Here is a 10,791-nt window from a genome sequence, read left to right as displayed (position 1 = left end):
AAACCGGGCGAGTTCGTCGATGTCCACCGTCGTTTCCTGGGCGCTGCCCCCTTCCGGGCCGGGGAGCACGCGTGAGCGAGATCGTGGGGTTCGTCGGGATGTCCCACTCCCCCTTCGCGAGCCTGATGCCCCCCGGGCCCGACGACCCGGGCGCGACCTTCCTCGCCGACGTCGGGAGGGTGCGGGACGCGGTCACCGCCCTGGCCCCGGACGCCGTCGTCGTGATCGGGCCCGACCATTTCCACGGCAACTTCTACGATGTCATGCCGCCGATCACCCTGGGCGTCGAGGAGGCCGTGGGGTTCGGCGACTTCGGCAGCCGCGCGGGCGCGCTCCCGGTGGCCGGGGCGCTCGCCTGGGCGGTGCGCGACGCGGTGGCGGACGCGGGGTTCGACCTGGCGCTGTCCTACTCGCTCACCGTCGACCACGGGATCGTGCAGAGCTACGAGATGCTGGGCGGGTGGGGTGATCACGGCGAGGGTGCCGAGATCCCGATCGTCCCGCTGGTGCTCAACACCGCGGCCCCGCCGCTGCCCACGCCCGCCCGCTGCGTCGCCCTGGGCCGGGCCCTGGGCGACGCGCTGCGCGGCGCACCGCAGCCCCACCGGGTGCTCGTCGTCGCGAGCGGCGGGCTCTCGCACTGGCTGCCCTCGAACGATCCCCGCGACCCCGCGATGGTCGGCGAGCGGCGGGCCGCCCTCATCCACGGGCGCCGCGACGCGGTCGGGTTCGCCGCGGCGCGGGAGCCGCGGGTGCGCGCGATGGCCGGGGACCCCGACGCGCCGGTCAACGCGGGCTGGGACCGCTGGTTCCTCGACCGGCTCACCGAGGGCGACCTGGACACGGTGGCGGCGCTCGGTCACGACGGGATCGAGGCCGCGGCGGGCAGTGGCGGTCAGGAGATCCGGACGTGGCTCGTGGGCCTGGCGGCGGTGGGCGGCGGCCTGGCGGCCATCGGGTACGAGCGGGTGCCGGAGTGGATCACGGGGATGGGGCTGGGGACGTCCTTCCCGGTATCCGGGCTTCCTCGGCGGCCAGCAGCACTTCGCGCAGCGCCTGGGCCTGTCCCGAGCGCCGCGCGGTCTCGGTGATCAGGTTCAACAGGATCCAGCGCAGCTCGATGTGGCCGCGCCGGTCGTCGCGCACCGCGTCGTCGAGGGACTCCGCGCCTGCGAGCGCGTCCCGGCCCTTCTCGCATGCCTCCTGGTAGGCGCCGACGAGGGCATCGGGATCGTCGAGGTCGCTGACGCGGAAGGCCTCGTCGGAGTCGTCGACGTAGCTGATGGCGTAGGCGGTACGCCCGCCGCGCTCGCCCCAGCGCTCGACGAGCCAGGTGTGCTCGACGTCGGTCAGGTGCTTGACGATCCCGGTGAGGCTGGGCCCGGACTCGGGGACGCGGCGACGCAGGGCTTCGGCGGGCAGGCCGTCGAGGGCGAGGACGACCTGGGCGCGGTAGTAGTCCAGCCAGCCCTCGAGCGCCTCGCGCTCGTCGGCGACCTGCGGAGGCTGCAGGCGCCGTACCGGGGCGCGGAAGACCACCGGGGCGCCGGGGTCGGGCGCGATGTCGGTGGTGTCGTGGTCTGAGAAGCTCACTCTCGTCCCGCCGTCGGGCGTTCCGGGGCCGGGCGTCGTCCCGACAGGACGCCGCACCCGGAGGGGGCGAGGCCCGAGCATGCCCGGCCGGATCGCGCGCGACAACCCACGCGCACTACTCGGCCGGCAGCGTGACCAGCGCTTCGAGCGCGGGCACGGCCGCGGCGAGGGCCTCCCGGTGCTCGGGCGCCAGCCGTTCGAGGCGTTCCGCCAGGACCGCGGTGCGCTCCGTGCGCAGGCGCTCGATCATCGACCGGCCCTCCGCCGAGAGCTCCACGAGCGCCGATCGCGCGTCCTGCGGGTCCGGGGTGCGCACCAGCAGCCCGGCGTCGTCGAGGGCGGCGAGCACCCGGCTCATGGTCGGGGGCGTGACCGCCTCGCGGCGGGCCAGCTCGGAGAGGCGCAGCGGTTCGTGCTCCTCGAGCGTCACCAGCACCGAGGTCTGCAGCGGCGGCAGGACCGCGGCGGCGTCCACCCGGATGCGGCGGTTCAGCCTGCCGATCGCGAGCCGCAGGCGCGCAGGGAGCATCGGGTCGTCGAGCTCCGGCGGGTCGGAGGACCCGGATCCGGGCCGGCCCACGGACGGGGCCACCGCGGACGCAGTGGAGGAGGAAGCACCAGCCATACCCCATCATCGCACTACTTAGGCTGCGCACATACCACCGGGCAGGTGTTTCGTGACTCTTTCGTCCCTTTCCGGAACCCGGAGTACCGCCGTCCGTGGACCGGTCAGAGCTTACGGAGACGAATCCGTCGCACGGAGTGATCAGGACCCTTCGTCAGGACCAGGCCGGCGCGCGACCGGGTGGGGGCGATGTTCTCCCGCAGGTTCGGTCCGTTGATCTCGTCCCACAGCTGGGCGGCCCGCGCCCGCGCGCCCTCGCTGTCCATCTCGGCGTACCGGCGGAAGTACGACGCCGGGTCGCGGAACGCGGTCTCGCGCAGCGCGAGGAAGCGCTCGATGTACCAGCGGCGGACGTCGGCGGGGTGGGCGTCGACGTAGATCGAGAAGTCGATCAGGTCGCTCACCGCGAGCGCGCTCGCCCGCTCCCCGGACTGCGGGGCGGGCTGCAGCACGTTGAGGCCCTCGAGCACCAGGATGTCCGGGCGCGCGACCGGGCGCTGCTCGTCGAGCACGTCGTAGACCAGGTGGGAGTACATCGGGGCCGAGACCTCGGGCTTGCCCGCCTTGATGTCGGAGACGAACCGCAGCAGCGCCCGCCGGTCGTAGGACTCCGGGAACCCCTTGCGCGCCATGATCCCGCGTCGCTCCAGCTCGGCGTTGGGGAGCAGGAAGCCGTCGGTGGTCACCAGCGCGACGTTCGGATGGTCCTCCCACCGCGCGAGGAGCAGCCGCAGCAGGCGCGCGGTGGTGGACTTGCCGACCGACACCGACCCCGCGATCCCGACGACGAACGGGGTGGGCTCCTCGTCCTGGCGCAGGAAGGTGCGGTAGGCCTCGAGCAGGCCCGAGTTCGCCCGGACGTGCAGGTCGAGAAGCCGCGAGAGCGGCAGGTAGACGTCGCGCACCTCGTCGAGATCCACCGGGTCGCCCAGGGAGCGCAGCTCCTCGAGCTCGCCCGCGGTCAGCGGGAGGTCACCGTGCTCGTCCCGCAGCGCGGCCCACGAGGCACGGTCGAAGTCGACGAACGGGGACCCGCTCATGGGCCGACATTCTGGTCATGGGCACCCCCGCGCCCGCCACCGGCTGTCTGCAGGCTCACGTCGCCCCGTATCCGAATCGGCGCACCGCCCGTCCCGGGAGGGCCCCGTGCCCTCCGTCGCTGGTCACGCCCCCACCGTAATGATCACCGCCGGGCGGGTGATCAGGACGCCCCGCCGTAGGCTGGACACCGTGGCGAACACGGCGACGAACGACCGCGTCGGGCGCGAAGAGCTCACGGAGTTCCTGCGGACCCGGCACCACGCGATCGTGGTGACCAGGCGCAAGGACGGCGGCGAGCAGACCTCCCCGGTGACGCTGGGCATCGACGACCAGGGCCGGCTGCTGGTCTCGACCTATCCCGAGCGGGCCAAGGTGCACAACATCCGGCGCGACCCGTACGTGACGATGTGCGTGCTCTCGCAGGACTTCAACGGCCCCTGGGTGCACGTCGAGGGCACCGCGGAGGTGCTCGACCTGCCCGAGGCCCTGGACCCCCTGTGCGAGTACTTCCGCTCCATCTCCGGGGAGCACTCGGACTGGGAGGAGTACAAGGAGGCCATGGCCTCGCAGGGCAAGTGCCTCGTCCGGCTCACCGTCGAGCGCTGGGGCCCGATCGCGACCGGGGGCTTCCCGGCGCGCCTGCAGAAGGACTGAGCACGCGGTGGACGTCCTGCTCTCGGTGCTCGGACTCGTCGGGGTCGTCGCGGTCACGCTCGGCACGGCGGTGTTCGTCGCGGCCGAGTTCTCACTGACCACGCTCGAGCGCAGTCAGGTCGACCACCACGTCGCGGAGGTCGGGGACCGGCGGGCGAAGGCCGTCGCCGCCGCCCACCGCAACCTGTCCTTCGAGCTCTCCGGGGCCCAGCTCGGGATCACGATCACGACCCTGGTCACCGGCTACCTCGCCCAGCCCGCGATCGCGACGCTCATCTCGCCGGTCCTCGAGGACGTCGGGCTGCCCGTGGCCGCCGCGGCGGGCACGGCGGCCGTGATCGCCCTGGTGCTGGCGACGGCGCTGTCGATGGTCTTCGGCGAGCTCGTCCCGAAGAACCTCGCGATCGCCGCGCCGCTGCGCACCGCGCGGACGGTGGCCGGGGTCCAGGCCGGGTTCTCGCGGGTGCTGGGGTGGTTCATCTCCGTCCTCAACGGCGCCGCCAACTGGATCGTGCGCCGGCTCGGGGTCGAGCCCGCCGAGGAGCTGCGCTCGGCGCGCTCGCCCCAGGAACTGGGCTCGCTGGTGGCCACCAGCGCCCAGCAGGGCACGCTCGACGAGGGCACGGCCGCGGTCCTGGCCCGGACGCTGCGCGTCGGCGAACGGACCGCGGACGAACTGATGACCCCGCGGATGCGGGTCGAGTCGCTGACCGTCGACGACACCGTGGACGACCTGCTCGCCGTGGCCGCCCGCACCGGGTTCTCGCGGTTCCCCGTGGTGGAGGGCGACCTCGACGACGTCCGGGGCGTGGTGCACGTCAAGCAGGCGTTCGCGGAGCCGCGGGCCCGGCGCGGGGGCCAGTTCGTCCGCAACCTCATGCGCACCCCCACGACGGTGCCCGACTCGCTCGACGGCGACGAACTGCTCGACCGCCTGCGCGGCGCCGGCTTCCAGATGGCCGTCGTCGTCGACGAGTACGGCGGGACGGCCGGGATCGTCACCCTGGAGGACCTCGTCGAGGAGATCGTCGGCGAGGTCCGCGACGAGCACGACCGCGGGGAGGCCGCCCGGTTCCGCGACGCCGGGCCGGACACCTGGATCGTCTCGGGGACGCTGCGACCCGACGAGCTCTCCGACCTGGTCGGCTGGTCGTTCCCCGACTCCGAGGTCTACGAGACGCTCGCCGGGTTCCTGCTCGCCGAGCTGGGCCGCATCCCCTCCGTGGGCGACCAGGTGACCCACGACGGCCGGACGCTGGTCGTGACGCGGATGGACCGCCGTCGCATCGCCGACGTCCGGATCACCGGCCCGGACCCCGCGGCCGGCTCCCCCGCCGAGCCCTCGAACTCCGCTGGGATGACGCCATGAACGACGGGGTCGCGCTGCTCGCGATGGTCGGGCTCCTGGGTCTCAACGCCTTCTTCGTCGGCGCCGAGTTCGCGCTGATCTCCGCGCGGCGCGACCGGGTCGAGACGATGGTCGACGCCGGCACCTCCGGGGCGGCCACCGTCCTGCGGGCCACCGAGCACCTGTCGATGATGATGGCCGCCGCCCAACTCGGGATCACCATCTGCTCGCTGGCCCTGGGCGCCCTCGGCGAGCCCGCCCTGGCCCACCTGATCGAGGAGGTGTTCTCCCCGCTCGGTGTCCCGGAGGCCCTGGTGCACCCGATCGCGTTCGTCGTGGCGCTGCTCGTCGTGACCGTCCTGCACATCGTGATCGGCGAGATGGTCCCGAAGAACATCGCCATCGCCGGCCCCGAGAACACCGCGGTGTGGCTGGTGCCGCCGCTGGTGATGTTCCTCAAGGTGGCGCGCCCGGTGATCGTGGCGCTGAACTGGATCGCCAACCACGTGCTGAAGCTGCTCGGGGTGGAGCCCAAGGACGAGCGCGAATCGGCGTTCACCCCCTCCGAGATCGCCGAGATGCTCTCGGAGTCCCGACGCGAGGGGCTGCTCGACGCCTCCCAGACCCGGCGCCTGACCCAGGCCCTGCACACCGCCGAGCGCACCGCGGCCGACGTGCTCATCCCGCGCGAGCGGCTGACCGTGCTCCCCGCGAACCCGACCGTCGGCGCGCTCGAGGAGGCCGTGGCCCGTACCGGCTTCTCCCGCTACCCGGTGCAGGCCCCCGAGGCCCCGGACGCCCACCCGCGGCTGGACACCCACCCGCTGGACCCGGGCACCGACCCGGTGCTCCCCCGGCAGACCGGCGTCGCTCCCAGCGTGGAGCTCGCGGGCTACCTGCACATCAAGGACGTCCTCGACCTCGGCGGCGGCCCCGACGAGGTGGTGCCCGCCGAGCGGGTGCGGGCGCTGCCGCGGCTGTCCGTGTCCGCGCCGGTCGACGAGGCGCTCGCGACGATGCGCCGGGAGGGCTCCCACCTCGCCCGGGCCGTCGACGCCGAGGGCACGACCGTCGGCGTCGTCGCCCTGGAGGACCTCGTCGAGGAGTACGTCGGCACGGTGCGCGACAGCACCCACGTGGCCCGTTCGGCCACGCGGGGTACGGCCTGAGGAACCGGCATGGATCCGGACGGGGACGGGGACCTGTCCGGCATGGTCGCCGCCTCCGGGATGTCCGACGCCCCGCACCGTACCGACGTCATCGTCGTCGGGGCGGGCATCAGCGGGCTCGCCTGTGCGCGGGCGCTCGCCGCGGCCGACGTGGCGGTGCGGGTGCTCGAGCGCGCCGGACACCCCGGCGGCCGGATGGCGAGTCCACCGCTGCCTCGCGACACCGACGGCGCCCCCACCACGCCCACCGGCCCTGTCGCCCCCCGGCCGGTCGACCTGGGCGCCGCCTACTTCACCGTGTCCCGCTCCGGTGAGCCCGCCGCGGACGAGTTCGCGGCGCTCGTCGGGTCCTGGCAGGAGCGCGGCCTCGCCCGCCCCTGGACCGACACACTGGCGGCGCGCGGCGGGGACGGCACATGGGAGGCGCGTCCGGGCCCGCAGCGGTGGGCGGCCCCCGGCGGGCTGCGCTCGCTGGCCGCCGACCTCGCCGAGGGCCTGACCGTCGAGACCCACCGCACCGTCGGCTCGGTGACGCCCGGACCTGCCGTCGACGGCGAGGCGGCGTGCGCGGTGGTGCTCGCCATGCCCGATCCGCAGGCGGCCCGGCTCGTGGGCCCGCCCCTGCGCAGCGCCGAGGTGCTCGCGGGACGGGAGTGGGACCCGGTGATCGCGGTCGCGCTGGGCTTCGACGAGCGCTGCTGGGACGAGGACTTCACGGCCCTGTTCGTCAACGACCACCCCGACCTCGTGCTCGTCGCCGACGACGGGTCGCGGCGCGGCGACGGCGCGCCGGTGCTGGTGGCGCACACCACCGGCGAGACCGCGCGCCGCCACCTCGACGACCCGGCGACCGTGGTGCCGACGGTCATCGACGCGGTGTCGGCGCTGCTCGACCTCGACCGTCGGCCCGCCTGGAGCCACGCCCACCGCTGGACCTACGCCAGCCCCGCCGTCCCCCACGAGACCACCGACGACGCCCCGTTCCACCTCGACGACGACCTGATCGCCGTCGTCGGGGACTCCTGGGGCCGCCCCCGGGTGGAGACGGCGTGGCGCTCCGGGACCCTGCTCGGGCGCGCGCTGGCCCGCCGCGTGAACTGCTGAGCTCACACCGGCCGCAGCCCGGCTGAGAGGTTCCCTGAGAACCCGACGGTTCGAGCGACCGCCTGCCGACGCCGTTCTCCCGGCCGTCGTGACGCCGGTGCGGACCGCACTCGCTGCCCTACCGTCGGCCAAGGAACGGTCACGAGAAGGTCACGGCTCCCCACCGTGGTGCTCCCGGCGAGCGACCTCCTCCCCGGCTCCCGGACCGACCCCGACGGTCCGGACGGTCGGCCGTCCCCGGTACCGGGACCGCCCCGGCACCGTGCACGATCACGAAGGGCAGACGTGTCACGGCATCGCTCCCCCCGGGGCCGTGGCGCGGTCGGCATCGACCGCGCATGCTCCCGGCACGACGCTCCCCGCTCCCCCGCCTCCCCGGTCACACGCCTCGGCACCTCCACGCTCGATCCCCCGACGAACCCGCTCGACCTCGCCGCCATCGCCCGCGCGTCCGGCCCCTCGCGGCGGCACCGGGCGGCGGTACCCCCGGCGGCGCCCGCCGGCCGACGCCGTCACGGGTTCGCCGCCGCGGGCGTCACCGCGGCCGCGCTCGCCGTCGTCGGTCCCGCCGTGCTGCAGTTACCGGTCCAGGACGCCCGCCTCGCCCTGTCCTCGGACTCGACGCGGCTCGGCGGCACCGACGCCGCCGCTCCCGCTCCCGCGGTGAGCCCGGTGGTGGCCGTGGACCCCGGCTCCGCCGGTCCGGACGTCGGTGCCGCGTCCGCGGACCTGATCAAGGCCGGCGACCGGGTGCGGCGCCAGGCCGACGACGCCGCGGCCGCCGAGCGCGCCCGGACCGAGGCCGCCCGGGTCGCAGCCGCGGAGCGTGCGGAGCAGGACGCCGCGGCGGACCGGGCCGCGCGGGTGACCAGCTGCGGGGCGAGCGGCGACTACGGCGGCGTCGCGTCCACGGTGCAGACCGTCGGCAACGCCCTGGAGTGCGTCTTCCCCGGCCACGAGCTGCTCGGGGTCGGGAGCCGGGGCAACACCTCCGACCACCCCGGCGGCTACGCGCTGGACGTCATGACGCGCAGCGGGGACCAGATCGCGGACTGCGTGCTCGAGAACCGCGGCGCCCTCGGCGTCAGCTACGTCATCTGGAACCAGCAGATCAACACCGGCTCGGGCTGGGAGGACATGGAGGACCGGGGCGGCGACACCGCAAATCACCGCGACCACGTCCACATCTCCTTCGAGCGCGGCGGAGATCCGGACGTCTCGGCGTTGCGTACCTGCGGCTGATGTCGGCGTTAGGGTGCGGCCGTGCCCCTGGCGATCGTCGGTATCACGGCGGCGACGGGGCACGGGCCGACCCGGATCCCGGACGCGACGAGTCGCGAGGGCATGATCACTCCAGTGTTCACCCCGGTGCGCCACGCGGTACCCGAGTCCTCGGTCGCGGCCGACGACGCCGGGGAGGTGACGGCGTGACCCTGCTGGTGGGTCTCTCGCCCGATGCCCGCGACGACGCGGGCGGCGCCGTCGGCCTCGCGGCGCGACTGGCGATCGCGTGGGCGGAGGACGTGACCGTCGCGGTCGTCGTCACCCCCGGCTCACGCGTGCCCCCCGACGTGGAGGAGGCCGGCGAGGCCATCGACGTCGACGCGCCCGCCTCGGTCCCGGTCGAGGGCGACCCGGCCGCGGAGGTCGCGCAAGCCGCCGTCGAGGGGATCCTCGAGGAGTCCGGTCTCACCGCGCGATGGGTGACCGTCCGGGGCCGGTCGGTCGCGGACGCGCTGCTCGAGGCGGCCGCGACCCCGGGGGTCACCGCCGTCGTGCTGGGCACCGACCCGGACCGGTCGGGGCGGATCGCGGTCCGGGTGGCCCGCAGCTCTCCCGTGCCGGTCGTCCTGGCGCGCGGCCACGGCGCCTTCCCCGGCGAGCCGATCACCCGTGTGACCTGCGCGTTCGACGGCACGACCGACTCGCCGGGGGTGCTCGCGGCGGCGGTGGAGCTGGCCGGCAGGTCGTCGGCGACGCTGCGGGTGGCGTCGTTCGCGGTGCGCCGTCGGCCGAACCTCTCGCCCGCGGAGGGCCCGGACCCGGAGACCTCCGGGCTGGCGACCTCCGGGCTGGCGACCTGGTCGGACCAGATCGCGGCCGCGCAGACCGACGCGCTCGCCGACCTCGGGCTGGCGGCCGAGACCGGGGTGCACGCCGGCGCGACCTGGGACGAGGCGGTCCACGCCGCCGACTGGGAGCCCGGAGACCTGCTCGTCGTCGGGGGCTCCCCCGGCGCCGCGACCCGCTTCTTCCTCGGCGACCGGCTCGGGGCGATCCTGCAGGCGGCCCCGGTACCCGCGGCCATCGTGCACGCGCACTGAGCCGGTCCCGGACCGTCCGTGCTCACACGGTCTTGACGCCGGCCCCGGAGCAATCGTGGGCGGGGACGGCGTGTGGGGGCTGTCCGGCTGGCGGGTGATGTTCCTCGTCGAGGGCATCCCGGCGATCCTGCTGGCCGCGGTGACGTTCTGGTACCTCACCGACCGCCCCGCCGACGCGCGCTGGCTTCCCGACGACGAGCGCGCCTGCTGGTCGCGCGGTTGGAGGCGGAGGCGTCCCGGACCCGGGAGGCCGGTCACTGGACGCTGCGCCGCGCCCTGACCTCCCCGCTGATCCTCGCGCTGGCGTTCGTGTACTTCGGGATCACCTACGGGCTCTACGCGCTCGGGTTCTTCCTGCCGACGATCGTGGCGGGCTTCGAGCAGCAGTTCGGGACGAAGCTCTCGGTGGTCGAGCGGGGCCTGGTCACCGCGATCCCCTATGTCGTCGCGGCGATGGTGCTGTGGGGCCGCCGGGCCGACACGGCGCGCGGGGTGCGGGGGACGTCCCGGTACGTGGCCGCCCCGGCCCTGATCGGCGGCCTCGCGATCCCGGTCGCGCTCTACCTCCGCTCGCCGTCGATGATCGCGGTGACGGTGTGCGCGGTCGGGGTCTGCGCCGCCCTGGCCCCCTTCTGGGCGCTGCCCTCGCGGTTCCTCACCGGCGCGGCCGTCGCGGGCGGGATCGCGCTGGTGAACTCGCTCGGCAACGTCAGCGGCTTCGCCGCGCCCTACATCACCGGCTGGCTCGCCGACCTCACCGGTTCCCAGCGCGCGGGCCTGTGGGTGGTGGGCCTCACGATGGTGGCGGCGGCCGCCGTGGCCGTGCTGGTGGGCGCGCGGATCGCCCGGAATCGCCCCGCCGACGCCACCGCGGTCTCGGCAGACGCGCCGATCCAGAACTGAGGCCAACCTCCAGCCCTCCCGGCGGCGCCC

Annotated in this window: 11 protein-coding genes and 1 pseudogene; 9 read left to right on the top strand and 3 right to left on the bottom strand. The window is 74.8% G+C overall.

The features are described from left to right. Positions 1-71 precede the first annotated feature (71 nt). Positions 72-1,091: a DODA-type extradiol aromatic ring-opening family dioxygenase gene (locus VGI02_RS01840; protein ID WP_331625524.1), complete on the top strand. Its 1,020-nt coding sequence runs from the start codon at positions 72-74 to the stop codon at positions 1,089-1,091. On the opposite strand, the gene VGI02_RS01835 is transcribed toward VGI02_RS01840, so the two are convergent. The 3 genes from VGI02_RS01835 to coaA all read right to left on the bottom strand — a co-directional run bounded on the left by VGI02_RS01835 (position 982) and on the right by coaA (position 3,258). After that, positions 982-1,593: a mycothiol transferase gene (locus VGI02_RS01835; RefSeq protein ID WP_331625523.1), complete on the bottom strand. Its 612-nt coding sequence runs from the start codon at positions 1,591-1,593 to the stop codon at positions 982-984. The genes VGI02_RS01840 and VGI02_RS01835 overlap by 110 nt on opposite strands. 115 nt (positions 1,594-1,708) lie before the next feature. Continuing rightward, the gene (locus VGI02_RS01830; protein WP_331625521.1) at positions 1,709-2,185 is read right to left on the bottom strand and encodes a MarR family winged helix-turn-helix transcriptional regulator; all 477 of its coding nucleotides are present in this window, start codon (positions 2,183-2,185) and stop codon (positions 1,709-1,711) included. A 137-nt stretch (positions 2,186-2,322) separates the two neighbouring features. Then, entirely contained in the window at positions 2,323-3,258 is a 936-nt protein-coding gene (coaA, locus tag VGI02_RS01825) for a type I pantothenate kinase (protein ID WP_331625520.1), read from the bottom strand. Positions 3,259-3,448: 190 nt separating this feature from the next. Here coaA and VGI02_RS01820 point away from each other — a divergent pair, with 190 nt between their 5' ends. From VGI02_RS01820 to VGI02_RS01785, 8 genes and pseudogenes are all read left to right on the top strand, one after another. Next, positions 3,449-3,913 (top strand): PPOX class F420-dependent oxidoreductase, encoded by a 465-nt coding sequence (locus VGI02_RS01820; protein WP_331625519.1) that lies wholly within the window; start codon positions 3,449-3,451, stop codon positions 3,911-3,913. Positions 3,914-3,920: 7 nt separating this feature from the next. Beyond that, positions 3,921-5,282, top strand: a complete 1,362-nt coding sequence (locus VGI02_RS01815; protein WP_331625518.1) for a hemolysin family protein — start codon at positions 3,921-3,923, stop codon at positions 5,280-5,282. Next, complete coding sequence (locus tag VGI02_RS01810; RefSeq protein ID WP_331625517.1) at positions 5,279-6,430, top strand: hemolysin family protein; 1,152 nt, start codon at positions 5,279-5,281, stop codon at positions 6,428-6,430. Before VGI02_RS01815 ends, VGI02_RS01810 begins: the two co-directional genes overlap by 4 nt. A 9-nt stretch (positions 6,431-6,439) precedes the next feature. Then, positions 6,440-7,534 (top strand): NAD(P)/FAD-dependent oxidoreductase, encoded by a 1,095-nt coding sequence (locus VGI02_RS01805; RefSeq protein WP_331625516.1) that lies wholly within the window; start codon positions 6,440-6,442, stop codon positions 7,532-7,534. A gap of 285 nt (positions 7,535-7,819) precedes the next feature. Further along, positions 7,820-8,776 carry a VldE C-terminal domain-containing protein gene (locus VGI02_RS01800; protein WP_331625515.1) on the top strand — a complete coding sequence of 319 codons (957 nt, stop codon included), beginning with the start codon at positions 7,820-7,822 and terminating at the stop codon, positions 8,774-8,776. Positions 8,777-8,797: 21 nt separating this feature from the next. Beyond that, positions 8,798-8,965 (top strand): hypothetical protein, encoded by a 168-nt coding sequence (locus VGI02_RS01795; protein ID WP_331625514.1) that lies wholly within the window; start codon positions 8,798-8,800, stop codon positions 8,963-8,965. Then, on the top strand, positions 8,962-9,858 hold the full coding sequence (locus VGI02_RS01790) for a universal stress protein (protein ID WP_331625513.1): 897 nt from the start codon (positions 8,962-8,964) through the stop codon (positions 9,856-9,858). Before VGI02_RS01795 ends, VGI02_RS01790 begins: the two co-directional genes overlap by 4 nt. A gap of 52 nt (positions 9,859-9,910) precedes the next feature. Beyond that, positions 9,911-10,761 (top strand): annotated as a pseudogene (locus tag VGI02_RS01785) (MFS transporter); the annotation flags it as partial. Positions 10,762-10,791: the final 30 nt, after the last annotated feature.

The sequence above is a fragment of the Actinomycetospora sp. genome (genome assembly GCF_036497245.1).
GTDB lineage: Bacteria > Actinomycetota > Actinomycetes > Mycobacteriales > Pseudonocardiaceae > Actinomycetospora.
This window is presented reverse-complemented; position numbering and strand designations above follow the sequence as displayed.

Coding starts and splice junctions, on each gene's coding strand:
- coaA (WP_331625520.1), bottom strand. CDS start 3,258: ATGAGCGGGTCCCCGTTCGTCGACTTCGACCGTGCCTCGTGGGCCGCG.
- VGI02_RS01810 (WP_331625517.1), top strand. CDS start 5,279: ATGAACGACGGGGTCGCGCTGCTCGCGATGGTCGGGCTCCTGGGTCTC.
- VGI02_RS01805 (WP_331625516.1), top strand. CDS start 6,440: ATGGATCCGGACGGGGACGGGGACCTGTCCGGCATGGTCGCCGCCTCC.